Annotated in this window: 35 protein-coding genes; 31 read left to right on the plus strand and 4 right to left on the minus strand. The window is 56.4% G+C overall.

Features of this window, described 5'->3' with window-relative positions; translation table 11 throughout:
• Positions 1-70 precede the first annotated feature (70 nt).
• The 29 genes from rplC (at position 71) to bfr (ending at position 15,688) form a co-directional block, all read left to right on the plus strand.
• The gene (gene rplC / locus ACEN8R_RS27255) at positions 71-706 is read left to right on the plus strand and encodes a 50S ribosomal protein L3 (protein ID WP_003186059.1); all 636 of its coding nucleotides are present in this window, start codon (positions 71-73) and stop codon (positions 704-706) included.
• Positions 707-718: 12 nt separating this feature from the next.
• The gene (gene rplD / locus ACEN8R_RS27260; protein ID WP_003228735.1) at positions 719-1,321 is read left to right on the plus strand and encodes a 50S ribosomal protein L4; all 603 of its coding nucleotides are present in this window, start codon (positions 719-721) and stop codon (positions 1,319-1,321) included.
• Complete coding sequence (gene rplW, locus ACEN8R_RS27265; RefSeq protein ID WP_002555488.1) at positions 1,318-1,617, plus strand: 50S ribosomal protein L23; 300 nt, start codon at positions 1,318-1,320, stop codon at positions 1,615-1,617. Before rplD ends, rplW begins: the two co-directional genes overlap by 4 nt.
• A gap of 14 nt (positions 1,618-1,631) precedes the next feature.
• Positions 1,632-2,456 (plus strand): 50S ribosomal protein L2, encoded by an 825-nt coding sequence (gene rplB / locus ACEN8R_RS27270; RefSeq protein WP_003186055.1) that lies wholly within the window; start codon positions 1,632-1,634, stop codon positions 2,454-2,456.
• Positions 2,457-2,472: 16 nt separating this feature from the next.
• Positions 2,473-2,748, plus strand: a complete 276-nt coding sequence (gene rpsS / locus ACEN8R_RS27275; RefSeq protein ID WP_002555486.1) for a 30S ribosomal protein S19 — start codon at positions 2,473-2,475, stop codon at positions 2,746-2,748.
• 11 nt (positions 2,749-2,759) lie between these two features.
• On the plus strand, positions 2,760-3,092 hold the full coding sequence (gene rplV / locus ACEN8R_RS27280) for a 50S ribosomal protein L22 (RefSeq protein WP_003103908.1): 333 nt from the start codon (positions 2,760-2,762) through the stop codon (positions 3,090-3,092).
• Between the two features lie 13 nt (positions 3,093-3,105).
• Positions 3,106-3,792 (plus strand): 30S ribosomal protein S3, encoded by a 687-nt coding sequence (gene rpsC, locus ACEN8R_RS27285; protein WP_003176422.1) that lies wholly within the window; start codon positions 3,106-3,108, stop codon positions 3,790-3,792.
• Between the two features lie 12 nt (positions 3,793-3,804).
• Complete coding sequence (gene rplP, locus ACEN8R_RS27290; protein WP_003228729.1) at positions 3,805-4,218, plus strand: 50S ribosomal protein L16; 414 nt, start codon at positions 3,805-3,807, stop codon at positions 4,216-4,218.
• Complete coding sequence (gene rpmC / locus ACEN8R_RS27295) at positions 4,218-4,409, plus strand: 50S ribosomal protein L29 (RefSeq protein WP_002555481.1); 192 nt, start codon at positions 4,218-4,220, stop codon at positions 4,407-4,409. Before rplP ends, rpmC begins: the two co-directional genes overlap by 1 nt.
• Before the next feature lie 2 nt (positions 4,410-4,411).
• Positions 4,412-4,678, plus strand: coding sequence for a 30S ribosomal protein S17 (gene rpsQ, locus ACEN8R_RS27300; RefSeq protein WP_003176419.1), 267 nt, complete (start codon positions 4,412-4,414; stop codon positions 4,676-4,678).
• Positions 4,679-4,701: 23 nt separating this feature from the next.
• Entirely contained in the window at positions 4,702-5,070 is a 369-nt protein-coding gene (gene rplN, locus ACEN8R_RS27305; protein WP_002555479.1) for a 50S ribosomal protein L14, read from the plus strand.
• An 11-nt stretch (positions 5,071-5,081) separates the two neighbouring features.
• On the plus strand, positions 5,082-5,396 hold the full coding sequence (gene rplX / locus ACEN8R_RS27310; protein WP_007896770.1) for a 50S ribosomal protein L24: 315 nt from the start codon (positions 5,082-5,084) through the stop codon (positions 5,394-5,396).
• 20 nt (positions 5,397-5,416) lie between these two features.
• Positions 5,417-5,956 (plus strand): 50S ribosomal protein L5, encoded by a 540-nt coding sequence (gene rplE, locus ACEN8R_RS27315; protein WP_003210069.1) that lies wholly within the window; start codon positions 5,417-5,419, stop codon positions 5,954-5,956.
• Positions 5,957-5,969: 13 nt separating this feature from the next.
• The gene (rpsN, locus tag ACEN8R_RS27320) at positions 5,970-6,275 is read left to right on the plus strand and encodes a 30S ribosomal protein S14 (RefSeq protein WP_003176414.1); all 306 of its coding nucleotides are present in this window, start codon (positions 5,970-5,972) and stop codon (positions 6,273-6,275) included.
• 208 nt (positions 6,276-6,483) lie between these two features.
• On the plus strand, positions 6,484-6,876 hold the full coding sequence (rpsH, locus tag ACEN8R_RS27325; RefSeq protein WP_003186040.1) for a 30S ribosomal protein S8: 393 nt from the start codon (positions 6,484-6,486) through the stop codon (positions 6,874-6,876).
• A gap of 13 nt (positions 6,877-6,889) precedes the next feature.
• Positions 6,890-7,423 carry a 50S ribosomal protein L6 gene (gene rplF / locus ACEN8R_RS27330; RefSeq protein WP_003176412.1) on the plus strand — a complete coding sequence of 178 codons (534 nt, stop codon included), beginning with the start codon at positions 6,890-6,892 and terminating at the stop codon, positions 7,421-7,423.
• A 10-nt stretch (positions 7,424-7,433) separates the two neighbouring features.
• Positions 7,434-7,784: a 50S ribosomal protein L18 gene (rplR, locus tag ACEN8R_RS27335; protein ID WP_003186037.1), complete on the plus strand. Its 351-nt coding sequence runs from the start codon at positions 7,434-7,436 to the stop codon at positions 7,782-7,784.
• 3 nt (positions 7,785-7,787) lie between these two features.
• Entirely contained in the window at positions 7,788-8,288 is a 501-nt protein-coding gene (gene rpsE / locus ACEN8R_RS27340; RefSeq protein ID WP_003186035.1) for a 30S ribosomal protein S5, read from the plus strand.
• A 2-nt stretch (positions 8,289-8,290) separates the two neighbouring features.
• Positions 8,291-8,467: a 50S ribosomal protein L30 gene (gene rpmD, locus ACEN8R_RS27345; protein WP_003176408.1), complete on the plus strand. Its 177-nt coding sequence runs from the start codon at positions 8,291-8,293 to the stop codon at positions 8,465-8,467.
• Between the two features lie 3 nt (positions 8,468-8,470).
• A complete protein-coding gene (gene rplO / locus ACEN8R_RS27350; RefSeq protein WP_003228720.1) occupies positions 8,471-8,908 on the plus strand; it encodes a 50S ribosomal protein L15 in 438 nt (145 codons plus the stop codon).
• On the plus strand, positions 8,909-10,237 hold the full coding sequence (gene secY / locus ACEN8R_RS27355; RefSeq protein WP_003228718.1) for a preprotein translocase subunit SecY: 1,329 nt from the start codon (positions 8,909-8,911) through the stop codon (positions 10,235-10,237).
• Positions 10,238-10,264: 27 nt separating this feature from the next.
• Positions 10,265-10,381: a 50S ribosomal protein L36 gene (rpmJ, locus tag ACEN8R_RS27360; protein ID WP_002555468.1), complete on the plus strand. Its 117-nt coding sequence runs from the start codon at positions 10,265-10,267 to the stop codon at positions 10,379-10,381.
• A gap of 130 nt (positions 10,382-10,511) precedes the next feature.
• Positions 10,512-10,868 (plus strand): 30S ribosomal protein S13, encoded by a 357-nt coding sequence (rpsM, locus tag ACEN8R_RS27365; RefSeq protein ID WP_003186020.1) that lies wholly within the window; start codon positions 10,512-10,514, stop codon positions 10,866-10,868.
• A 30-nt stretch (positions 10,869-10,898) separates the two neighbouring features.
• Positions 10,899-11,288 (plus strand): 30S ribosomal protein S11, encoded by a 390-nt coding sequence (rpsK, locus tag ACEN8R_RS27370; RefSeq protein WP_002555466.1) that lies wholly within the window; start codon positions 10,899-10,901, stop codon positions 11,286-11,288.
• Positions 11,289-11,306: 18 nt separating this feature from the next.
• Positions 11,307-11,927: a 30S ribosomal protein S4 gene (rpsD, locus tag ACEN8R_RS27375; protein WP_003176404.1), complete on the plus strand. Its 621-nt coding sequence runs from the start codon at positions 11,307-11,309 to the stop codon at positions 11,925-11,927.
• 22 nt (positions 11,928-11,949) lie between these two features.
• Positions 11,950-12,951: a DNA-directed RNA polymerase subunit alpha gene (locus ACEN8R_RS27380; RefSeq protein WP_003186012.1), complete on the plus strand. Its 1,002-nt coding sequence runs from the start codon at positions 11,950-11,952 to the stop codon at positions 12,949-12,951.
• Positions 12,952-12,993: 42 nt separating this feature from the next.
• Entirely contained in the window at positions 12,994-13,380 is a 387-nt protein-coding gene (gene rplQ, locus ACEN8R_RS27385) for a 50S ribosomal protein L17 (protein WP_007924175.1), read from the plus strand.
• Positions 13,381-13,618: 238 nt separating this feature from the next.
• Positions 13,619-15,073, plus strand: coding sequence for a catalase (locus ACEN8R_RS27390; RefSeq protein WP_018925656.1), 1,455 nt, complete (start codon positions 13,619-13,621; stop codon positions 15,071-15,073).
• A 150-nt stretch (positions 15,074-15,223) separates the two neighbouring features.
• Entirely contained in the window at positions 15,224-15,688 is a 465-nt protein-coding gene (bfr, locus tag ACEN8R_RS27395) for a bacterioferritin (RefSeq protein WP_018925657.1), read from the plus strand.
• Between the two features lie 72 nt (positions 15,689-15,760).
• On the opposite strand, the gene uvrA is transcribed toward bfr, so the two are convergent.
• Positions 15,761-18,595 (minus strand): excinuclease ABC subunit UvrA, encoded by a 2,835-nt coding sequence (gene uvrA / locus ACEN8R_RS27400; protein ID WP_018925658.1) that lies wholly within the window; start codon positions 18,593-18,595, stop codon positions 15,761-15,763.
• Positions 18,596-18,786: 191 nt separating this feature from the next.
• On the opposite strand from uvrA, the gene ACEN8R_RS27405 reads away from it, so the two are divergent.
• Together ACEN8R_RS27405 and ACEN8R_RS27410 are read left to right on the plus strand one after the other, a co-directional pair.
• Positions 18,787-20,184, plus strand: coding sequence for an MFS transporter (locus tag ACEN8R_RS27405; protein WP_018925659.1), 1,398 nt, complete (start codon positions 18,787-18,789; stop codon positions 20,182-20,184).
• A gap of 9 nt (positions 20,185-20,193) precedes the next feature.
• Positions 20,194-20,715, plus strand: coding sequence for a single-stranded DNA-binding protein (locus tag ACEN8R_RS27410; protein WP_007933689.1), 522 nt, complete (start codon positions 20,194-20,196; stop codon positions 20,713-20,715).
• A 72-nt stretch (positions 20,716-20,787) separates the two neighbouring features.
• Here ACEN8R_RS27410 and ACEN8R_RS27415 read toward each other — a convergent pair whose 3' ends face one another.
• The 3 genes from ACEN8R_RS27415 to ACEN8R_RS27425 form a co-directional block, all read right to left on the minus strand.
• The gene (locus ACEN8R_RS27415; protein ID WP_018925660.1) at positions 20,788-22,992 is read right to left on the minus strand and encodes an OsmC domain/YcaO domain-containing protein; all 2,205 of its coding nucleotides are present in this window, start codon (positions 22,990-22,992) and stop codon (positions 20,788-20,790) included.
• A gap of 120 nt (positions 22,993-23,112) precedes the next feature.
• Positions 23,113-24,270: a glutathionylspermidine synthase family protein gene (locus ACEN8R_RS27420; protein ID WP_018925661.1), complete on the minus strand. Its 1,158-nt coding sequence runs from the start codon at positions 24,268-24,270 to the stop codon at positions 23,113-23,115.
• Between the two features lie 12 nt (positions 24,271-24,282).
• Positions 24,283-25,011, minus strand: coding sequence for a DUF1190 domain-containing protein (locus ACEN8R_RS27425; RefSeq protein WP_018925662.1), 729 nt, complete (start codon positions 25,009-25,011; stop codon positions 24,283-24,285).
• Positions 25,012-25,027: the final 16 nt, after the last annotated feature.

A 25,027-nucleotide genomic window follows, 5' to 3' on the forward strand; every position in this document is an offset into this window, starting at 1 on the left:
TAGTCGTGTAACGCTCTGAAATGGGCGGCCATAGCGGGTGAAAGCCCCGTACACTCATGAGGTTTACAACATGACTATTGGTGTAGTCGGTCGTAAATGCGGTATGACCCGTATTTTCACCGAAGAAGGTGTCTCCATTCCGGTCACGGTCATTGAGATCGAGCCGAATCGCGTCACCCAGTTCAAAACTGAAGAGACCGATGGCTATCGTGCAGTGCAAGTCACTGTAGGCGAGCGTCGTGCTTCGCGTGTTACAGCTGCGCAAGCTGGCCACTTCGCTAAGGCGAACGTTGCCGCTGGTCGTACCGTAATGGAATTCCGCCTTGAAGAAGGCGAGTACCAGGCCGGCGATCTGATCAACGCTGAAATCTTCGCTGCTGGTCAACTGGTTGATGTAACCGGTCAGTCCAAAGGTAAAGGCTTCCAGGGTACGATCAAGCGTTGGAATTTCCGCGGGCAAGATAACACCCACGGTAACTCCGTATCCCACCGCGTTCCAGGCTCTATCGGCCAGTGCCAGACTCCTGGTCGTGTATTCAAGGGCAAAAAAATGTCCGGTCATATGGGCGCTGAGCGCGTGACCGTGCAGTCCCTCGAAGTAGTGCGCGTGGACGCTGAACGCAATCTGTTGTTGGTCAAGGGCGCTGTTCCTGGCGCTACTGGCGGCAACTTGGTTGTACGTCCAGCAGCCAAGGCTCGCGGTTAAGGGGAAGCTGACATGCAATTAAATGTAAATGACGCTCAAGCGATCGAAGTTTCCGAACTGACATTTGGCGGCGAATTCAACGAGACGCTGGTTCACCAAGCAGTCGTGGCCTATATGGCCGGCGGCCGTCAAGGTAGCAAGCAGCAAAAGACCCGTTCCGACGTTCGTGGTGGCGGTAAGCGCCCATGGCGTCAGAAAGGTACTGGCCGTGCTCGTGCCGGTACTATCCGTAGCCCAATCTGGCGTGGCGGCGGTACCACTTTCGCAGCTCGTCCTCAGGATCACTCCCAGAAGCTGAACAAGAAGATGTATCGCGCAGCAATGCGTTCCATCCTTGCTGAGCTGGTGCGTACTGATCGTCTGGTCGTGGTTCAGGATTTCGCTGTTGAAACGCCGAAAACCAAAGACCTGCTGGGCAAGCTGAACAACATGAGCCTGACCGACGTTCTGATCGTGTCGGACGCTGTTGATCAGAACCTGTACCTGGCTGCTCGTAACCTGCCGCACGTTGATGTACGTGATGTGCAAGGTTCCGATCCAGTTAGTCTGATCGCATACGACAAGGTGTTGATCACCGTGTCGGCCGTGAAGAAATTCGAGGAGCTGCTGGGATGAACCAGGAACGCGTATTTAAAGTTCTGCTTGGCCCGCACGTTTCCGAGAAGGCTACGGTTCTGGCAGACAAGAAAGGCCAGTTCGTTTTCAAGGTTGCCACTGACGCAACCAAGCTGGAAATCAAGAAGGCCGTCGAAAGCCTGTTCAGCGTGAAAGTAGAGCGTGTTACTACCCTGAATGTTCTGGGTAAGAGCAAGCGCACTGCTCGCGGTCTGGGCAAGCGTAATGACTGGAAGAAGGCAGTTATCTCCCTTCAGCCAGGCCAAGATCTCGATTTCAGCAGCAGTGCTGAGTAAGGAAGGGGTGCATCATGGCAATCGTTAAATGCAAACCGACTTCCCCTGGCCGCCGTTTTGTGGTCAAGGTGGTCAACCAGGAGCTGCATAAAGGCGCTCCTCACGCACCGCTGCTCGAGAAAAAATCGAAGTCTGGTGGTCGTAACAACAATGGTCGTATTACCACTCGTCACATCGGTGGTGGCCATAAGCAGCATTATCGTCTGGTCGATTTCCGTCGCAACGACAAAGATGGCATCGCTGCCACTGTTGAGCGTATCGAATACGATCCAAACCGTACTGCTCACATCGCTCTGCTGCTGTACGCAGATGGCGAGCGTCGCTACATCATCGCGCCTAAAGGCGTGAGTGCTGGCGACCAGCTGATCGCAGGTGCTCTGGCACCGATCAAGCCGGGCAACGCTCTGCAACTGCGTAACATTCCAGTTGGTAGCACCGTACACGGCATCGAATTGAAGCCAGGTAAAGGCGCGCAAATCGCTCGCTCCGCTGGTGCTTCGGCTCAGCTGATCGCTCGTGAAGGTGTCTACGTGACCCTGCGTCTGCGTTCTGGTGAGATGCGTAAAGTGCTGGCTGAATGCCGCGCGACCCTGGGCGAAGTCTCGAACTCCGAGCACAGCCTGCGTTCGCTGGGTAAAGCTGGTGCCAAACGCTGGCGTGGCGTTCGCCCAACCGTTCGTGGTGTTGCCATGAACCCGGTTGACCACCCACATGGTGGTGGTGAAGGTCGTACCTCTGGTGGTCGTCATCCGGTATCGCCATGGGGCTTCCCGACTAAGGGCGCGAAGACTCGTGGTAATAAGCGTACCGACAAAATGATCGTCCGTCGTCGCAAGTAAATAGAGGGATACGACAGTGCCACGTTCTCTGAAAAAAGGTCCTTTTATCGATCTTCACCTACTGAAGAAGATCGAAGTGGCGGCGGAAAAGAACGATCGCAAACCAGTTAAAACCTGGTCGCGTCGCTCGATGATCCTGCCACAAATGGTCGGTCTGACCATCGCAGTACACAACGGTCGTCAACACGTCCCAGTTCTCGTTAACGAAGACATGGTCGGCCACAAACTGGGCGAGTTCGCCGGTACCCGCACATATCGTGGGCACGTGGCAGACAAGAAAGCCAAGCGTTAAGGGGTTAGGAAATGGAAGTAGCCGCTAAGTTGTCGGGCGCTCGAATCTCCGCCCAGAAAGCCCGCTTGGTCGCCGACCAGATCCGCGGGAAGAAGGTGGGCGAAGCGCTCAACCTGTTGGCTTTCAGCAGTAAGAAAGCCGCCGAGATCATGAAGAAAGTGCTGGAGTCGGCCGTAGCCAACGCCGAGCATAACGAAGGCGCAGACGTTGATGACCTTAAGGTCAGCACCGTTTTCGTCAACGAAGGGCGTTCGCTGAAGCGCATCATGCCACGTGCCAAAGGCCGTGCTGATCGCATCGTCAAGCGGTCTTGCCATATCACTGTCAAGGTTGCTGACAAGTAACGGAGTCGAAGAGATGGGTCAGAAAGTACATCCCATTGGCATTCGCCTGGGAATCGTCAAGGAGCACACCTCCGTCTGGTACGCAGACGGTCGGACTTATGCGGACTACTTGTTCGCTGATCTGAAGGTGCGTGAGTATCTCCAAGACAAACTAAAAAGCGCGTCCGTAAGCCGTATCGATATCCATCGTCCGGCCCAAACTGCACGTATCACCATCCACACCGCTCGTCCAGGTATCGTTATCGGGAAGAAAGGTGAAGATGTTGAGAAACTGCGTCAGGACCTGACCAAGCAAATGGGTGTGCCTGTGCACATCAATATCGAAGAGATCCGCAAGCCGGAGCTCGACGGTATGCTGGTTGCGCAGAGCGTAGCTCAGCAGCTGGAGCGTCGCGTAATGTTCCGTCGCGCTATGAAGCGCGCTGTTCAGAACGCCATGCGCATTGGTGCCAAAGGCATCAAAATCCAAGTGAGCGGTCGTCTCGGCGGTGCTGAAATCGCACGTACTGAATGGTATCGCGAAGGTCGTGTGCCTCTGCACACCCTGCGTGCCGACATCGACTATGCCAACTACGAAGCTCACACCACTTATGGTGTGATCGGTGTAAAGGTTTGGATCTTCAAAGGCGAAGTAATTGGTGGTCGCCAAGAAGAACTGAAACCACAAGCACCAGCGCCTCGTAAAAAAGCTGCTAAGTAAGGGGTACGCCAAATGTTGCAACCAAAGCGTACGAAGTTCCGCAAGCAAATGACTGGTCACAACCGTGGCCTGGCATTGCGCGGTAGCAAAGTCAGCTTCGGCGAGTTCGCGCTGAAGTCTGTTGCTCGTGGTCGTCTCACCGCTCGTCAGATCGAGTCAGCGCGTCGTGCACTGACCCGTCACGTTAAACGTGGCGGCAAGATCTGGATCCGTGTATTCCCGGACAAGCCTATTTCCAAAAAGCCACTCGAAGTTCGGATGGGTAAAGGTAAGGGTAACGTGGAGTACTGGGTTGCCCAGATTCAGCCAGGCAAAGTCCTGTATGAAATCGAGGGTGTTTCTGAAGAGCTGGCGCGTGAGGCTTTCGCCCTGGCTGCTGCAAAGCTGCCGCTCGCCACCTCCTTTGTTAAACGGACGGTGATGTGATGAAAGCGAATGAACTTCGTGAAAAATCCGCACAGCAGCTGAACGAGCAACTGCTCGGCCTGCTGCGCGACCAGTTCAATCTGCGTATGCAGAAAGCAACTGGCCAGTTGGGGCAGTCTCATCTGCTCTCGCAAGTTAAGCGTGACATCGCTCGCGTGAAGACTGTGCTCAACCAGCAGGCAGGTAAGTAATCATGGCTGAAGCCGAAAAAACTGTCCGTACGCTGACTGGCCGTGTTGTCAGCGACAAGATGGACAAAACCATCACCGTTCTGATCGAGCGTCGCGTTAAGCACCCGATCTACGGTAAATACGTTAAGCGTTCGACTAAGCTGCACGCGCACGACGAAACCAATCAGTGCCACATCGGCGACAAAGTCACTATTCGTGAAACTCGTCCTTTGGCCAAGACCAAGTCTTGGGCGCTGGTTGATGTTCTCGAACGCGCTGTGGAAGTCTAAGGACTAGGGGTCGGAGAAATTATATGATTCAGACTCAATCCATGCTCGATGTGGCCGATAACAGCGGCGCTCGCCGCGTTATGTGCATCAAGGTGCTGGGTGGCTCCCATCGTCGTTACGCTGGTATCGGTGACATCATCAAAGTTACCGTGAAGGAAGCAATTCCTCGCGGTAAGGTGAAAAAAGGCCAAGTGATGACTGCTGTTGTAGTCCGCACTCGTCACGGCGTTCGCCGTGCAGATGGCTCCATTATCCGCTTTGATGGCAACGCTGCTGTTCTTCTGAACAACAAGCAAGAGCCGATCGGCACCCGTATCTTTGGGCCAGTGACCCGTGAACTTCGTACTGAGAAGTTCATGAAGATCGTCTCGCTCGCCCCAGAAGTGCTGTAAGGAGATCCGACATGCAAAAGATTCGTCGTGACGACGAGATCATCGTGATCGCCGGCAAAGACAAAGGTAAGCGCGGTAAGGTGCTGAAGGTTCTTGCTGATGACCGTCTGGTCGTTGGTGGTCTGAACCTGGTCAAGCGTCATACCAAGCCTAACCCGATGTCGGGCGTACAGGGCGGTATCGTCGAGAAAGAAGCGCCACTGCACGCTTCCAACGTCGCCATCTTCAACGGCGAAACCAACAAGGCTGACCGCGTTGGTTTCAAAGTAGAAGACGGTAAGAAAATTCGTGTCTTCAAGTCGACCCAAAAAGCGGTTGATGCTTGAACACTGCTAGGTAGAAGACCATGGCACGACTAAAAGAGATTTACCGGAAGGAAATCGCACCGAAACTTAAGGAAGAACTTAAGCTTTCGAACGTGATGGAAGTTCCGCGCGTTACCAAAATCACCCTGAACATGGGTCTGGGCGAAGCGATCGGCGACAAAAAAGTCATCGAACACGCTGTTGCTGACCTGGAAAAGATCACCGGCCAGAAAGTCGTTGTGACCTACGCTCGGAAATCCATCGCTGGCTTTAAAGTCCGTGAAGGTTGGCCGATCGGCGTCAAAGTGACCCTGCGCCGTGAGCGTATGTACGAGTTCCTGGATCGTCTGCTGTCGATCTCCCTGCCTCGGGTTCGCGACTTCCGCGGCCTGAATGCCAAGTCCTTCGATGGTCGTGGTAACTACAGCATGGGCGTTAAAGAGCAGATCATCTTCCCGGAAATCGACTACGACAAGATCGATGCTCTCCGCGGTCTGGACATTACCCTGACCACCACTGCCAAGAACGATGATGAAGGTCGCGCCCTGTTGCGTGCTTTCAAATTCCCGTTCCGCAACTGATTGGAGTAGGAAAATGGCCAAGATGAGCATGAAAAACCGCGAGCTGAAGCGTCAGCTCACGGTTGCCAAGTACGCCAAAAAGCGTGCAGCACTGAAAGCTATCATCGTTGATCTGAACGCAAGTCCAGAAGCACGTTGGGAAGCTACAGTAGCTCTGCAGAAGCAGCCACGTGACGCAAGCGCTTCGCGCATGCGTAACCGCTGCCGCCTGACCGGTCGTCCACACGGCGTTTACCGCAAGTTCGGCCTTGGCCGTAACAAACTGCGTGAAGCTGCAATGCGTGGTGACGTACCTGGTCTGGTTAAAGCCAGCTGGTAAGCACTGTCAAAGTCTCGGTGTTCGGGGTCGCAAGATCCTGACCATCGGTGACCTTGAACTTGAATCAAGCCCCTTTTGGGGCTTGATTCATTTGTGGGGTGTGTCTAGAATACCCGGCTCGCCTGAGCCCGTGTTTTTTACGCGGATGTACTCGGCGACACGTAGTAGCCGCAAGGCTAATTTTTTGTGTATTAGGAGCGTCTAGCCCATGAGTATGCAGGACCCGTTAGCGGACATGCTAACTCGAATCCGTAATGCCCAGATGGCTGAAAAGTCCGTCGTAAGCATGCCATCTTCTACTTTGAAGGTAGCTGTTGCCAAAGTCCTGAAGGACGAAGGTTACATTGCGGGTTATCAGATCAGCAGCGAAATCAAGCCACTGCTGTCCATCGAGCTGAAGTACTTCGAAGGCCGTCCGGTCATCGAGGAAGTGAAGCGCGTTAGCCGTCCAGGCCTGCGTCAGTACAAGTCCGTCGATGATCTGCCAAAAGTTCGTGGCGGTCTCGGTGTGTCTATCGTCTCCACCAACAAAGGTGTGATGACGGATCGTGCTGCGCGCGCTGCCGGTGTCGGCGGCGAAGTTCTTTGCACTGTGTTCTAAGGGGGGGATAAGCATGTCACGCGTCGCTAAGAACCCCGTTAAGCTGCCAGCCGGTGTCGAAGTCAAATTCGCAGGCCAACAGCTTTCGGTGAAGGGTGCCAAGGGTACTCTCGAACTGAACATCCATTCGTCCGTTGAGATCGTTGAAGAAGCTGGTGAGCTGCGTTTCGCTGCTCGCAATGGCGATCAACAAACTCGCGCAATGGCTGGTACCACTCGTGCGTTGGTTAACAACATGGTCCAAGGCGTAAGCCAAGGCTTCGAGCGTAAGCTCCAGCTGGTCGGTGTTGGTTACAAAGCGCAAGCAAAAGGCACGGTGCTGAACCTGGCTCTTGGCTTCTCGCACCCAGTGGATTATGAACTGCCGGAAGGCATCACCGCTGAGACTCCTAGCCAGACCGATATCCTGATCAAGGGCATCGACAAGCAGCTGGTAGGTCAAGTGGCCGCCGAGATCCGCGACTTCCGTCCACCAGAGCCGTACAAAGGCAAAGGTGTGCGCTACGCGGACGAAGTCGTCCGTCGTAAAGAAGCCAAGAAGAAGTAGGGCATAGCAAATGACCGACAAAAAAGTTACTCGACTGCGTCGCGCTCGCAAAGCACGCCTGAAAATGCACGAACTCGAAGTCGTGCGTCTCTGCGTGTTCCGCTCGTCGCAGCACATCTACGCCCAGGTCATTTCGGCCGACGGCAACAAAGTCCTGGCAAGTGCCTCGACTTTGGATAAAGAACTGCGTGATGGTGCCACCGGCAACATCGACGCGGCCACTAAGGTTGGCCAGCTGGTCGCTACGCGTGCTAAAGCCGCTGGCGTCTCGCAGGTGGCTTTCGACCGCTCTGGCTTCAAGTACCACGGCCGCGTCAAGGCGCTGGCTGATGCTGCTCGTGAAGCTGGGCTGGAGTTCTAAGTTATGTCAAATAACGACCAAAAGCGCGACGAAGGCTACATCGAGAAGCTGGTTCAAGTTAACCGCGTAGCCAAAACCGTTAAAGGCGGCCGTATCTTCACTTTCACCGCGTTGACCGTGGTTGGTGATGGTAAAGGGCGCGTTGGCTTCGGCCGTGGCAAGTCGCGTGAAGTGCCTGCTGCGATCCAGAAGGCAATGGAAGCTGCTCGCCGCAACATGATCCAAGTTGATCTGAACGGCACCACTCTGCAGTACGCAATGAAGTCCGCTCACGGCGCTTCGAAGGTGTACATGCAGCCTGCTTCTGAAGGTACCGGTATCATCGCTGGCGGCGCTATGCGTGCTGTCCTCGAAGTTGCTGGCGTTCAGAACGTTCTGGCCAAGTGCTACGGCTCGACTAACCCGGTAAACGTGGTTCACGCCACTTTCAAAGGTTTGAAAGCAATGCAGTCTCCTGAATCCATTGCCGCCAAGCGTGGCAAAAGCGTCAAGGAGATCTTCTGATCATGGCTACCGTTAAAGTTACGCTGATCAAAAGCATGACCGGCCGCATCCCTAACCACAAACTGTGCGTTAAGGGTCTGGGTCTGCGTCGCATCGGTCACACTGTAGAAGTCCAGGATACTCCCGAGAATCGCGGGATGATCAACAAGGCTTACTACATGCTGCGTGTCGAGGGTTAATCGATGAAACTCAATGATCTGAGTCCAGCGCCGGGTTCCCGTCGCGAAAAGCATCGTCCGGGCCGTGGTATCGGTAGCGGTTTGGGTAAGACTGGTGGCCGTGGTCACAAAGGTCAAACCTCCCGCTCCGGTGGCACCATTGCTCCAGGCTTTGAAGGCGGTCAACAGCCGCTGCATCGTCGCCTGCCGAAGTTTGGTTTCGTTTCCCTGAAAGCCATGGACCGCGCAGAAGTGCGTCTGTCCGAGCTGGCTAAAGTGGAAGGCGACATCGTCACCGTGCAGTCCCTGAAAGATGCCAACGTGATCAACGTCAACGTTCAGCGTGTGAAAATCATGCTGTCCGGCGAAGTTACTCGCGCTGTCACCATCGGAAAGGGAATCGGCGCCACCAAAGGTGCGCGTGCGGCTATCGAAGCAGCTGGCGGCAAGTTCGAGGAATAAATGGCTAAGCAAGGTGCTCTCTCTGCGCTCGGCAAAGGCGGTATGTCTGAACTCTGGGCTCGTCTGCGTTTTCTGTTCCTGGCGATTATCGTCTACCGAATAGGCGCACACATCCCGGTTCCAGGTATCAACCCGGACCGACTCGCGGACCTGTTTCGACAGAATGAGGGGACCATTCTTAGCTTGTTCAACATGTTTTCCGGCGGCGCGCTGGAGCGGATGAGTATCTTTGCACTGGGGATCATGCCGTACATTTCGGCATCGATCATCATGCAACTGATGACCGCCGTCAGCCCGCAGCTGGAACAGTTGAAGAAGGAAGGTGAAGCTGGCCGTCGCAAGATCAGCCAGTACACCCGCTACGGCACTGTCGTCCTCGCTCTCGTCCAGGCTATTGGCATGTCCATTGGTCTGGCGGGGCAGGGCGTTGCGTTCACTGGTGACTTTGGCTTCCATTTCGTCGCGGTATCCACTTTTGTGGCTGGTGCGATGTTCATGATGTGGCTGGGTGAGCAGATTACTGAGCGTGGTGTTGGCAACGGTATCTCGATGTTGATTTTTTCGGGTATCGTCGCCGGTCTTCCGAGAGCGATCGGGCAGTCTTTCGAGTCTGCACGTCAGGGTGATATCAACATCTTCGCCCTGGTTGCCATCGGTTTGCTGGCAGTAGCGATTATCGGTTTCGTGGTGTTCATTGAGCGTGGCCAGCGTCGTATTGCTGTTCACTACGCCAAGCGTCAGCAGGGCCGTAAGGTCTTCGCTGCGCAGACCAGCCACTTGCCGCTGAAGGTGAACATGGCCGGTGTTATTCCGGCTATTTTCGCGAGCAGCATTTTGCTGTTCCCGGCTTCGTTGGGTGCCTGGTTCGGTCAGTCTGAAGGTATGGGCTGGTTGCAGGACATCTCGCAGTCGATCGCTCCTGGTCAGCCGTTGAATATTCTGCTGTTTAGTGCAGGGATTATTTTCTTCTGCTTCTTCTATACGGCGTTGATGTTCAATCCGAAAGACGTAGCGGAAAACCTGAAGAAGTCCGGTGCCTTTATTCCGGGCATCCGTCCAGGTGAGCAGTCTGCGCGCTACATTGATGGCGTTCTGACTCGCTTGACCATGTTCGGTGCTCTTTACATGACGGCCGTCTGCCTGTTGCCCCAGTTCCTGGTGGTTGCAGCAAACGTACCGTTCTACCTTGGCGGGACCTCGTTGCTGATCGTGGTCGTGGTTGTGATGGACTTCATGTCCCAAGTACAATCGCACCTCGTTTCGCACCAGTACGAATCCCTGATGAAGAAAGCCAACCTGAAGGGTTACGGCAGCGGCATGTTGCGCTGAGTACCCATAAGGTTCGAGGAGTTGGTGATGAAAGTTCGTGCATCGGTGAAAAAGCTGTGCCGTAACTGCAAGATTATTCGCCGCGAAGGTGTTGTTCGAGTAATTTGCAGCGCGGAACCGCGTCACAAACAGCGCCAAGGCTGAGTGTGATTGTGCTTCAAGCCCGGCAGCTAGTGCGCTGCCGGGTTGATTATTTGTTATTACAGCGATATTATCTCGCGCCCTATTTCTTGGCTTCCGGGGCGTAGGTAGCTGTCAATTGGAGTCCCACTGAATGGCCCGTATTGCAGGCGTTAACATTCCAGATAACAAGCATACTGTTATCTCGCTGACCTACATCTATGGTGTTGGTCGCACTACTGCACAGAAAATTTGTGCAGTGACTGGGGTAAACCCAGCGGCAAAGATCAAAGATCTGAGCGACGAGCAGATTGAACAGCTGCGTGGCGAAGTGGCGAAGTTCACCACTGAAGGTGACCTGCGTCGCGAAATCAACATGAAAATCAAGCGTTTGATGGACCTCGGTTGCTATCGCGGTCTGCGTCATCGTCGTGGTCTGCCAGTACGCGGTCAGCGTACCAAGACCAACGCGCGTACCCGTAAAGGTCCGCGTAAGCCGATCCGCAAGTAATCGCCCCAGCGAATCGACAGGAAATTAATCATGGCAAAACCTGCTGCTCGTCCTCGTAAAAAAGTTAAAAAGACAGTGGTTGATGGCATCGCCCACATCCATGCTTCTTTTAACAACACCATCGTGACCATCACCGACCGTCAAGGTAACGCTCTTTCCTGGGCTACCTCCGGTGGTTCGGGTTTCCGCGGTTCCCGCAAGTCCACCCCGTTCGCTGCTCAAGTAGCTGCTGAACGTGCTGGTCAAGCTGCGCTGGAATACGGCCTGAAAAACCTCGACGTTAACGTCAAAGGTCCAGGTCCAGGTCGTGAATCCGCAGTCCGCGCTTTGAACGGCTGTGGCTACAAGATCGCCAGCATCACCGACGTGACGCCAATCCCGCACAACGGGTGCCGTCCGCCGAAGAAGCGCCGCGTGTAATCCAGGAGATTGTAAAGAATGGCTCGTTACATTGGTCCAAAATGCAAACTCGCTCGTCGCGAAGGCACCGATCTCTTTCTGAAGAGCGGCGTGCGCGCGATCGAATCGAAGTGCAACATCGAAGCAGCACCTGGTATCCACGGCCAACGCCGCGGTCGCCAGTCCGACTACGGCACCCAACTGCGTGAAAAGCAGAAGGTCCGTCGTATCTACGGCGTTCTCGAGCGTCAATTCAGCGGCTACTACAAAGAAGCTGCTGGCAAGAAAGGCGCAACTGGCGAAAACCTGTTGCAACTGCTCGAATGCCGTCTGGACAACGTTGTATACCGTATGGGTTTTGGCTCTACTCGTGCCGAATCCCGTCAGCTGGTATCGCACAAGTCGATCAGCGTTAACGGTCAGACCGTAAACGTTCCGTCCTACCAGGTTCGTGCTGGTGACGTGGTCGCAGTTCGCGAGAAAGCAAAGAACCAACTTCGCATTGTCCAAGCTCTCGATCTGTGTGCCCAACGTGGCCGCGTAGAATGGGTAGAAGTAGACACTGAGAAGAAGTCGGGCGTTTTCAAGAACGTTCCTGCTCGCAGTGATCTGTCCGCCGACATCAACGAAAGCCTGATTGTCGAGCTCTACTCCAAGTAAGGGCTAGAAAATAGGTGCATCCATGCAGATTTCGGTAAATGAGTTCCTGACACCCCGCCATATTGATGTGCAGGTTGTCAGTCCAACCCGCGCCAAGATCACACTCGAGCCTCTCGAGCGTGGTTTCGGCCACACCCTGGGCAACGCGCTGCGCCGCATCCTGTTGTCCTCAATGCCCGGCTGTGCAGTAGTCGAGGCCGAGATTGACGGTGTGCTCCACGAGTACAGCGCCATCGAAGGTGTACAGGAAGACGTAATTGAAATCCTGTTGAACCTTAAAGGTCTGGCTATCAAGCTGCACGGTCGAGACGAAGTTACGCTGACCTTGTCGAAGAAGGGTTCGGGGGTGGTTACCGCTGCCGATATTCAGCTGGATCATGATGTCGAGATCGTTAACCCCGATCACGTAATCGCTAACCTGGCGTCTAACGGCGCCCTGAACATGAAGCTCACCGTAGCTCGTGGTCGTGGTTATGAACCGGCAGACTCGCGTCAGAGCGATGAAGACGAAAGCCGCAGCATCGGTCGCTTGCAGCTCGACTCTTCGTTCAGCCCGGTTCGCCGTATCGCATACGTGGTGGAAAACGCCCGTGTCGAACAGCGTACTAACCTGGACAAGCTGGTTATTGATCTGGAAACCAACGGTACCCTGGATCCTGAAGAGGCTATCCGCCGTGCTGCAACCATTCTGCAACAGCAGTTGGCTGCGTTCGTCGATCTCAAAGGTGACAGTGAGCCAGTGGTTGTCGAGCAGGAAGACGAGATCGATCCGATCCTGCTTCGCCCGGTTGACGATCTGGAACTGACTGTACGTTCGGCTAACTGCCTTAAGGCGGAAAACATCTACTACATCGGCGACCTGATTCAGCGTACCGAAGTAGAGCTGTTGAAGACTCCGAACCTTGGCAAGAAATCCTTGACTGAAATCAAGGACGTTCTGGCCTCCCGCGGTCTGTCCCTCGGCATGCGCCTCGACAACTGGCCGCCTGCAAGTCTTAAGAAGGACGACAAGGCGACTGCCTGATCGTCGTAATCACCGAACGTTGTGTTTGGTAAGGAATGAACCATGCGTCATCGTAAAAGTGGTCGTCACCTGAGCCGCACCAGCTCGCACCGCAAGGCCATGTTTCAAAACATGGCGGTGTCGCTGTTCGAGCACGAGCTGATCAAAACTACACTGCCAAAAGCCAAAGAACTGCGCCGCGTTGCTGAGCCGCTGATCACTTTGGCCAAGACAGACAGCCTGGCTAACCGCCGTCTGGCTTTCGACCGTACTCGTTCGAAAGCTATCGTTGGTAAGCTCTTCAACGACCTGGGCAAGCGTTACGCTACCCGTGAGGGTGGCTACCTGCGCATCCTCAAGTGCGGTTTCCGCGCTGGCGACAACGCGCCTATGGCGTACGTCGAGTTGGTTGATCGTGCTGTCGGCGGTGAAGCTGTATCCGCTGAGTAAGACGTCAGTCTGAAACAAAGAACCGGGCCTAGTGCCCGGTTTTTTGTGCCCGCAAGAAATGCGCCCTGCGTACAAGCTTCAAACCCTTCCCTATAGGCACTATATGCTTGGGTTGATCATTAGTAATTTTCTATTGATGTCTGCAAATTAATGAATTTGTGACTGTCATGTTGATGATCAATACTTCCCACCAAGCCGATTTAGCCGGCAGTTCAAGACTGACAGAGGAAGAGATCGCATGAGCCAAAACAAAACACTTACGACCGCCAGCGGCGCTCCTGTCGCCGACAACCAGAATTCCCGCTCCGCCGGCCCTCGTGGCCCTCTGCTGCTCGACGATTTCCACCTGATCGAGAAGCTTGCCCACTTCAATCGTGAAAACATCCCGGAGCGTCGCGTACACGCCAAAGGCTCGGGTGCTTACGGCACGTTCACTGTGACTCGCGATATCACTCAATACTCCAGCGCCAAGCTGTTTGAGTCTGTTGGCAAACAAACCCCGACCTTCCTGCGGTTCTCCACAGTGGGTGGCGAGCGCGGCTCGGCTGACACCGAGCGTGATCCACGCGGTTTTGCCCTGAAGTTCTACACCGAGGAAGGCAACTGGGACATCGTCGGTAACAACACGCCGGTGTTCTTCATCCGTGATCCGCTGAAATTCCCTGACTTTATCCACACCCAGAAGCGTCTGCCGCAAAGCAACCTGAAAAGCGCGCAGATGATGTGGGATTTCTGGTCGCATTCGCCTGAGGCGCTGCACCAGGTCACTATCCTGTTTTCGGACCGCGGCATCCCTGACGGTTACCGTCACATGCACGGTTTCGGCAGCCACACCTACAGCTTGATCAACGCCAATGGCGAGCGTCATTGGGTGAAGTGGCATTATAAAACCAAGCAAGGGATCAAGAACCTCGCTCCGGCAGAAGCGGCGCGCCTGGCCGGCACCGATCCGGATTACGCACAACGTGACCTGTTCGGCGCCATTGAGCGCGGTGACTTCCCGAAATGGAGTGTCAACATTCAGATCATGACCGAGGCTCAGGCCTCGGCTCACTACGAGAACCCGTTTGACGTGACCAAGACCTGGTCGCAGAAAGAGTTTCCGTTGATCGAAGTGGGCGAGCTTGAGCTCAACCGCAATCCGCTGAACTACTTCGCTGAAGTCGAGCAGGCCGCGTTCGGTCCGAGCAACATGGTCCCAGGCGTCGGCCTGTCACCTGATCGCATGCTGCAGGGGCGTGTGTTCGCTTACGCGGATGCTCACCGCTATCGTGTGGGCACCAATCACCAGCAGCTGCCAGTGAATGCACCTCGCAGTCCGGTCAACACTTACCAGCGCGATGGTTCGATGGCGTTTGGCAGTAATGGCGGTGCGGCGCCGAACTACGAGCCGAACAGCTACGTTGAATCACCGAAACAGGCACCGCACTACGCAGAACCTGCCTTGGCCTTGAGCGGCGCGGCTGACCGTTACGATCATCGCGAAGATACCGACTACTACAGTCACGCGGGTGCGCTGTTCCGTCTGATGAACGATGAGCAGAAAGCGCTGCTGATCAACAACATTGCCGGTGCAATGGCTGGGGTTTCCGGCGACGTGGTTGATCGTCAGCTACAGCATTTCTTCAAGGCCGATCCGGCTTATGGAGAAGGCATCGCGAAGGCGTTGGGCGTACAGCTTAACGAAGTCTAAACGAGAAGCAGAACCGCCCTCATTAGGGCGGTTTTTTGCGTTATTTGAACCCATTTTCTCAGAATATCTTCGCTTTTATTGCGGCGGGCGAGTGACCTTCAGGTCAGGTTGGTTCAAACTACAGACTTTCAAGCAGGGAGATGTAGGGCGATGCAAGGTCACCCAGACGTAATCGATTACCTCAACACGTTGCTGACAGGCGAACTGGCAGCGCGTGATCAATATTTCATCCATTCGCGGATGTACGAGGACTGGGGGTTCACCGAGCTCTACGAACGTATCAACCACGAGATGGAAGAAGAGGCTCAGCACGCTGATGCGCTGATGCGTCGGATCCTGATGCTCGAAGGTACGCCGCGCATGCGTCCGGACGATCTCGATGTCGGCACCACCGTGCCGGACATGCTCGCCGCTGACCTGCGTCTGGAATATAAAGTTCGTGCAGCTCTGTGCAAAGGCATCGAGCTTTGCGAGCGGCACAAGGACTATGTCACCCGCGAGATCTTGCGCATTCAGCTGAACGACACCGAGGAAGATCACACCTATTGGCTGGAGAAACAGCTGGGTTTGATCAAGTTGATCGGATTGGAGAATTACCTGCAATCGCAGTTCTGATTTTTAGGCCGACGACGCACAAAAAAGCCCCTGTCACCGACAAAGTGACAGGGGCTATTTCATGGGCCTGATTCAGGCCTTGTCGCGAGCCAGCAGTGGTTTGAGGTAGTAGCCAGTGTGAGACTGCTTCATCTCGGACACGTCTTCCGGCGTGCCGACGGCAATAATCTGGCCGCCCTTGGAGCCGCCTTCCGGCCCCAGGTCCACCAACCAGTCGGCGGTCTTGATCACATCCAGGTTGTGTTCGATCACCACCACGGTATTGCCATGGTCGCGCAAGCGATGCAAAACATCGAGCAGTTGCTGGATATCCGCAAAGTGCAGGCCGGTAGTTGGCTCATCGAGGATATACAGGGTCTTGCCGGTATCGCGCTTGGACAGCTCGCGGGACAGTTTCACCCGCTGGGCTTCACCGCCCGACAGCGTCGTCGCCGATTGTCCCAGCTTGATGTACGAAAGGCCTACGTCCATCAGCGTCTGAAGCTTGCGCGCCAAGGCCGGAACTGCGTCGAAGAACACCCGGGCTTCCTCGATGGTCATCTCGAGGGTTTCGTGGATGCTCTTGCCCTTGTATTTGATCTCAAGGGTTTCGCGGTTGTAGCGCTTGCTCTTGCAGACGTCGCACGGGACATAGATGTCCGGCAGGAAGTGCATCTCCACTTTGATCAGGCCATCGCCCTGGCAGGCTTCACAGCGTCCGCCCTTCACGTTGAAGGAGAAACGCCCCGGCCCGTAACCGCGGGAGCGCGATTCCGGTACGCCGGCGAACAACTCGCGAATTGGCGTGAACAAGCCGGTGTAGGTCGCCGGGTTGGAGCGCGGTGTGCGACCGATCGGGCTCTGATCGATGTCGACGACTTTATCCAGGTGCTCAAGGCCCTTGATGCTGTCGTGAGCCGCCGCTTCCAGGGTCGTTGCCCCGTTGAGTGCGGTAGCGCTCAAGGGAAACAACGTGTTGTTGATCAGCGTCGATTTGCCCGAGCCGGACACGCCGGTCACGCAGGTCAGCAGGCCGATTGGAATCTCCAGATCGACATTGCGCAAATTGTTACCGCGAGCACCCTTGAGGGACAGCGACAGCTTCTTGTTACGGGGTGTGCGTTTGGCTGGAACGGCGATCTTCACCCGGCCCGACAAATACTTGCCGGTCAGCGAATCAGGGTGAGCCATGACTTCGTCCGGCGTGCCTTCGGCAACGATATGTCCACCGTGCACACCCGCGCCCGGGCCGATATCCACCACATAATCAGCCAGACGAATCGCGTCTTCATCGTGCTCGACCACGATCACCGTGTTGCCGATGTCACGCAGGTGCTTGAGTGTGCCGAGCAATCGGTCGTTGTCCCGCTGGTGCAGGCCAATTGACGGTTCATCGAGGATGTACAGAACCCCCACCAGACCGGCGCCAATCTGACTGGCCAGGCGAATGCGCTGGGCCTCACCGCCGGACAGCGTGTCGGCACTGCGATCCAGTGACAGATAGTCCAGGCCAACGTTGACCAGAAACTGCAGGCGTTCGCGGATTTCCTTGAGGATCTTGTCGGCAATTTCGCCACGGCGGCCGGTCAGCTTCAGCACGCCGAAGTATTCGCAGGCATCGCCGATGGGCAAGTTGGTCACCGCCGGCAAGGTCTTCTCGCCAACCCACACGTGTCGCGCCTCGCGACGCAGACGGGTGCCACGGCAATCCGGGCAAGGCTGGGTGCTGAGGAATTTGGCCAGTTCTTCGCGGACCGAAGCCGATTCGGTTTCGCGGTAGCGGCGTTCCAGGTTCGGCACGATGCCTTCGAACGGGTGCGAGCGTTTGACGATGTCGCCACGGTCGTTCAGGTACTTGAAGTCGACATTCTGCGAGCCGCTACCATGCAGGATGAATTTCTGCTGATCAGCCGGCAGTTCGTTGAACGGCACTTCGAGGCTGAACTTGTAGTGGGCGGCCAGCGAGCCAAGCATCTGGAAGTAATAGACGTTGCGCCGGTCCCAGCCGCGGATCGCGCCTTCGGCCAGGGTCAGTTCACCGTTCACCAATCGTTTGGTGTCGAAGAACTGTTTAACCCCCAGGCCATCGCAGGTCGGGCAGGCGCCGGCTGGGTTGTTGAAGGAAAACAGCTTGGGTTCCAGCTCGCTGATGGCGTGGCCGCAGATCGGACAGGCAAAGCGTGCGGAGAAGATGATTTCTTCGCCGGGCTCGTCGTCCATTGGCGCCACGAGAGCGATGCCGTCCGCCAGTTTCAGCGCGGTCTCGAACGATTCGGCCAGGCGTTGTTGCAGATCGGCGCGGACCTTGAAGCGGTCGACCACGACATCGATCGAGTGCTTCTTCTGTTTATCCAGCTTCGGCAACTCGTCCAGCTCACAGAGTTTGCCGTTGACCCGGGCCCGCACAAAGCCCTGGGCGCGCAGTTCTTCGAAGACCGAGAGGTGCTCACCCTTGCGCTCGCGGATCACCGGAGCCAGCAGCATCAGTTTGCTGCCTTCCGGTTGTGCCAGCACCAGGTCGACCATCTGGCTGACAGTCTGGGCTTCCAGCGGAATGTCGTGATCCGGGCAGCGCGGAATACCGACGCGAGCGTAAAGCAGGCGCAGGTAGTCGTAGATTTCGGTGATGGTGCCAACCGTCGAGCGCGGGTTGTGCGAGGTCGACTTCTGTTCGATGGAGATCGCTGGCGACAGACCTTCGATGGTGTCGACGTCAGGCTTTTCCATCATCGACAGAAACTGCCGGGCGTAGGCCGACAGCGATTCGACATAGCGGCGCTGGCCTTCGGCGTACAGCGTGTCGAAGGCCAGGGACGACTTGCCGGATCCGGACAGGCCGGTGATGACGATCAGTTTGTCCCGTGGCAGGGTCAGGTCGATGTTCTTCAGGTTGTGGGTTCGGGCCCCACGAATCAGGATCTTGTCCAAAGTGGCCTCGCTCGGCGGGCGTCGAAAACGTAGGAGTATACGGCCAAATACTGGATGGATGCACACTATCAAATGAGGGGCGCGCAACCTTGCATGAAGATTGCGTCATCTGCGCGCGTCATAGCGTCGCTATATACCCCGTCAATCGATGGGACTGGTAGAATCGCCGCCGGTTCAGATGAGGTTTTTCCATGCACGATCCCCACAGCGAACGCATGAGTGGCAGTGAGACCCGCGCAGCAAGCGGTCTGGCCCTGGTGTTCGCCTTCCGTATGCTTGGCATGTTCATGGTGTTGCCGGTGCTGGCGACCTATGGGATGGACCTGGCAGGCGCGACCCCGGCCCTCATCGGGTTGGCGATTGGCGCTTACGGCCTGACCCAGGCGATTTTTCAGATTCCTTTCGGTTTCATTTCCGACCGTATCGGTCGACGTCCGGTGATTTACCTGGGGCTGATCGTCTTCGCCCTGGGCAGCGTGCTGGCGGCCAATGCCGATTCGATCTGGGGCGTCATCGCCGGACGCATCCTGCAAGGCGCCGGGGCGATTTCCGCAGCGGTCATGGCATTGCTGTCTGACCTGACCCGAGAACAGCATCGGACCAAAGCCATGGCCATGATCGGCATGACGATCGGTCTGTCGTTCGCGATCGCCATGGTGGTAGGGCCATTGCTGACCCGTGCCTTCGGCCTCTCGGGGCTGTTCTTCGCCACCGGCGGCATGGCGCTGCTCGGTATCGTCATCGTGATGTTCATGGTGCCGCGCGCCACCGGGCCATTGCAGCACCGCGAGTCCGGTGTCGCGCGTCAAGCGCTGATACCGACGCTCAAGCACCCGGACCTGCTGCGCCTGGACCTGGGCATTTTTGTGTTGCACGCGATGTTGATGTCGAGCTTCGTTGCATTGCCCCTGGCGCTGGTCGAAAAAGCCGGTTTGCCCAAGGAGCAGCACTGGTGGGTGTACCTGGCCGCGCTGCTGATTTCCTTCTTCGCCATGATCCCGTTCATTATCTACGGCGAGAAGAAACGCAAAATGAAACGAGTTTTATTGGGCGCGGTGCTGACGCTGATGCTCACTGAGCTATTCTTCTGGCAGTTCGGCGACAGCTTGCGGGCGCTGGTAATCGGCACGGTGGTGTTTTTCACCGCGTTCAATCTGCTGGAAGCGTCCTTGCCGTCGCTGATCAGCAAGGTTTCACCGGCAGGTGGCAAAGGCACGGCGATGGGGGTTTATTCCACCAGCCAGTTCCTTGGTTCGGCGCTGGGTGGGATCCTCGGCGGCTGGATGTTCCAGCACGGCGGTTTGTCGGTTGTATTCCTCGGATGCGCCGGCCTGGCTGCCCTCTGGCTGGCCTTTGCTGTTACCATGCGCGAACCACCTTACGTCACGAGCCTGCGCTTGCCGTTGTCGCCCGAGGCGATCCGCGAAGCGGGTCTGGTTGAGCGCCTGAAGGCCGTCGTAGGGGTAACAGATGCGGTGATCGTTGCTGATGAAGCGGCGATTTACATCAAATTGGACACAGAACTATTGGATCGCACGACCCTTGAGCGCCTGGTGAACAACCCGGCCGAGGCAGCGTGCGTAGCCTAGGAGAACGTTATGGCCCGTGGGGTTAACAAAGTCATATTGGTCGGCACTTGCGGCCAGGATCCCGAAGTTCGCTACTTGCCTAACGGTAACGCCGTGACCAACCTGAGTCTGGCGACCAGCGAACAGTGGACCGACAAGCAAACCGGTCAGAAGGTCGAGAAGACCGAATGGCACCGTGTTTCGATGTTCGGCAAAGTGGCCGAAATCGCCGGCGAATACCTGCGTAAAGGTTCGCAGGTCTACATCGAAGGCAAGCTGCAGACCCGCGAGTGGGAAAAAGACGGTATCAAGCGTTACACCACTGAAATCGTGGTCGACATGCAAGGCACCATGCAACTGCTGGGCGGCCGTCCACAGCAGGGCGACCAACAAGGCGGGGGCAATAACTACCAGCAATCCGCTCCAGCCCCACGCCAGCAGGCTCCGCGTCCGCAGCAGTCGGCACCGCAACAGTCGCGCCCGGCTCCTCCGCAGGCCGCACCGCAACCGGCTCCGGATTTCGACAGCTTTGATGACGATATTCCGTTCTGATAAGCCGCTGTTCGACAAGTGACACCGTAAAAGCGAAGCCATTGATCTGGCTTCGCTTTTTTGTTGGCGCTGTTAACTGGATAGAGCGGTCATGTTGGCCCGCGCCATGTGCAGTTTTTTGTAGCTGTCGATCAGGCGCAAGTGTCTATCGAGCCCCTCCAGCTTCATGCTGGTCGGCGTCAGGCCATGGAAGCGCACGCTGCCGTCCACCGATCCGATCGCTGCATCCATCCGCTCGTTGCCAAACATCCGGCGGAAGTTGGCCTCGTAGTCTTCCAGTTCCAGGTCTTCGTCCAGCTTCATCTCCAGCACCACATTGACCGCCTGATAGAACAAGCCACGCTCAACCGTGTTGTCGTTGTACTGCAGGAACATTTCCACCGCTTCTTTCGCCTCTTCAAACCGCTGCAAGGCGAGATAAATCAGCAGCTTCAACTCCAGAATCGTCAGCTGACCCCAGGCGGTATTGTCGTCAAATTCGATGCCGATCAAGGTGGTGATGTCGGTGTAGTCGTCCAGTTCACTTTCCACCAGGCGCTCAACCAGCGCTTGCAGTTCCTCTTCGTCCAGGCGATGCAGGTTCAGGATGTCGGCGCGGAAGAACAGCGCTTTGTTGGTGTTATCCCAGATCAGATCGTCTACTGGATAAATTTCCGAATAGTCTGGCACCAGGATACGGCAGGCCGTTGCACCGATATGCTCGTAGACCGCCATGTACACTTCTTTGCCCATGCCTTCGAGAATGCCGAACAAGGTCGCGGCTTCCTCGGCATTCGAGTTTTCACCCTGGCCGGAGAAGTCCCACTCCACGAATTCGTAATCCGATTTTGAGCTGAAGAAGCGCCACGACACCACGCCGCTGGAGTCGATAAAGTGCTCGACGAAGTTATTCGGCTCGGTCACCGCATGACCTTCAAACGTCGGCTGGGGCAGGTCGTTGAGGCCTTCGAAGCTGCGGCCCTGGAGCAATTCGGTCAGGCTGCGTTCCAGCGCCACTTCCAGGCTCGGGTGCGCGCCGAACGAGGCGAACACCCCGCCGGTACGCGGGTTCATCAACGTGACGCACATCACCGGGAATTCACCTCCCAGGGACGCATCCTTCACCAGCACCGGGAACCCTTGCTCTTCCAGTGCCTGAATCCCGGCCAGTATTCCAGGGTACTTCGCCAGCACGTGAGCCGGCACATCCGGCAGGGCAAATTCACCTTCGATGATTTCGCGTTTTACCGCGCGCTCGAAGATCTCCGACAGGCACTGCACCTGGGCTTCGGCCAGCGTGTTACCGGCACTCATGCCGTTGCTCAGGAACAGGTTTTCAATCAGGTTGGACGGGAAATACACCACCTCGCCGTCGGACTGGCGCACGTAAGGCAGCGAGCAGATGCCGCGCTCTTCATTGCCCGAGTTGGTGTCGATCAGGTGGGAACCACGCAGCTCGCCGTCGCGGTTGTAAATCTTCAGGCAGTACTCGTCGAGGATTTCGGTCGGCAGTGCATCTTTACGGCCAGGCTTGAACCAGCGTTCGTCCGGGTAGTGCACAAACGCTGCGTCGGCGATGTCTTCGCCCCAGAACTGGTCGTTGTAGAAGAAGTTGCAGTTGAGTCGCTCGATAAACTCGCCCAACGCCGACGCCAACGCGCCTTCCTTGGTCGCACCCTTGCCGTTGGTAAAGCACATCGGTGAGTGCGCATCGCGGATATGCAACGACCACACATTGGGCACGATATTGCGCCACGAGGCGATTTCAATCTTCATGCCCAGGTCCGCCAGAATGGCCGACATGTTGCCGATGGTTTGCTCCAGCGGCAGATCCTTGCCGGCAATATAGGTGCTCGCCCCTGAGTTGGAAGCAGGCATCAACAACGCCTGGGCATCGGCGTCGAGGTTGTCCACCTCTTCGATCACAAACTCAGGCCCGGCTTGCACCACTTTCTTCACGGTGCATCGGTCGATGGAGCGCAGGATGCCCTGGCGGTCCTTGTCGGAGATATCCGCCGGCAACTCGACCTGGATCTTGAAAATCTGGTTGTAGCGGTTTTCCGGGTCAACAATATTGTTCTGCGACAGGCGGATGTTATCCGTGGGGATATTGCGCGTATTGCAGTACAACTTCACAAAATACGCCGCACACAGCGCCGACGAAGCCAGGAAGTAGTCGAACGGACCCGGTGCCGAGCCATCGCCCTTGTAGCGGATAGGTTGATCGGCCACCACCGTGAAGTCATCGAACTTGGCTTCAAGTCGCAGGTTGTCGAGAAAGTTGACCTTGATTTCCATGTGGGATTACCAGAATAACGGCTAAACGAATGGCCGCCATTATCCGGCATTTGCGCAGTAAGTCTTGTAGGTGTCTGACGATATGTCGACACCAGTCCTTTTTAGTGGGCGATGGAGGGCTCAGTCGAGTATCAGATGCGGCAAGAACCGGCTCGAATCCTTGGTAATCAGACTGTTGTCCTCACGCACGCCGATGCCGGCTGCCTGATCCCCGATCACCCAGGAACCGATCAGTGTGTAGCTGTCGCCAAATTTCGGCAGCGGGGCAAACTCCTGAAGGATAAACGGCGCATCAGTGTAGGGGCCGTCCTCTTTTACGATCAGGCCATCGGCAGTTTGCAGCTCAATGTTCGCGCCTTCCCGTGAGAAGAATGGCTTGCGCACCCAACCTTTGGGCACCGCTTTACTCGGGTCGGAGTCCAGGTGCGCCGCGAGCAGGTTTGGGTGACCTTGGTTGAACTCCCACAGCAGCGGCAGGATGCCCTTGTTGGAGATGATGGATTTCCAGGGTGGTTCGAAAAACTGCGTATCGCTCTGCGCAATCGCTGTGCCGAAGGGTTCGTGGAAGATGAACTCCCAGGCATGCAGTTTGAACAGGTGAGGGATCCAGCGATCTTCGAGGTCAACGAAACGTCCGTCACTGGTGAGGCCAATGTCTTCGATGTCGATGTGCCGCGATTCGATGCCGACCTTTTCCGCGACCAGGCGCAGGTAATCGGTGGTGCCCTTGTCTTCGACCGAGTCTTTCATCGAGGCGAAATAGAAGGGCTGTTTGAGCTGCAGTTGGGCAAAAGCCTGATGCAGCTTGGTGTCGATGCTGTTGAACTGGTCGGCGTGCCTGGGCAGCAAGCCACGCTCGATGCATTGTTCCAGCCAGCCCCACTGAAACGCCGCGGCCTCATACAGGCTGGTCGGCGTGTCGTAGTTGAGTTCCAGCAGCTTGGCTGGCCCGCTGCCGTTGTAGGAGAAGTCCATGCGCCCATACAGGTGCGGGTGGCCTTCGAGCCATGAAGTGCGAACCATGTCGAAGAACGGCGCGGGGATGCTCAGGCGCTCCAACAACTCTTCGCTTTGCACCACTCGCGCCACCAGGTCCATGCACATCTCATGAACTTCGGTGGTCGGGTCTTCGAGGTCGTTCTCGATCTGCTTGAGCGTGAACTGGTAGTACGCGCTCTCGTCCCAATAGGGTTCGTCGTCGATGGTATGGAACAGGAAGCCGAGGCTTTCGGCGGTCTGTTTCCAGTCATGACGCTCTGCGCAGAGGATTTTCTTCATGGCCTTGTTCCCTTAGCTACTCGAACCGCCAAAGCTCTTGCCTGATCCACCCCAGCCACTGCGTGCGCTGGCCTGGCTGCCGAACCCGCCGCGGGAGGTGGACGATGCAACGGACACCGGCTTGCTGCGGGTGATGGTGTCGGTGTAACTGCCACTGCTGCCGTAGCGCGCCTGATTGGACCTGTTGAAGGTTGAACCTGACGATACCCGCTGACTGAGTGTCGAGGACGAGTAGTCACCGCGATCATCGCGATAGCGGTAGACCGGTTCGGAGTAGTAGCTGTTGCGGTTGCTGCTGAGCATGTTGCCGATCAGCAGCCCGGTCAGCAGGCTACTGCCGGAGAAACCCGACCCTGCGGCATTCGCTTCCGATGCGGGCAATTTAGCCTTGGCCGCGTCCACTTCGGACTGCGTCACCTCGCCATCGGCACTCAGTTCGAAGCCGCCGAGCTTGGGGATGAATTTGCCGGCGGAATCCTGCTGGCACCAGTCGGCGACAAAGTCGGCGTCGCAATCAGCCTGGTTGTCGTACACCGGCGCAATGCTTCGATGCTGGGCCATGGCCTTCATATAGGCGTCAGAACAGATGTCGACCGGGAGCTTTTCATCGGCGCACTGCTGAACGGACTGGAAATTGTACTTTTTGTGTATCTCGTAGGTTTTTTCCGTCGGCCCGCAGCCTGATATGGCCATGGCGACCGATGCCGCCAGCGAGAGCTGAACGTACTTGCTTCGTTTCATCGCAATCTCCGTGGCG

This window comes from Pseudomonas sp. Pseusp15 (assembly GCF_059492165.1).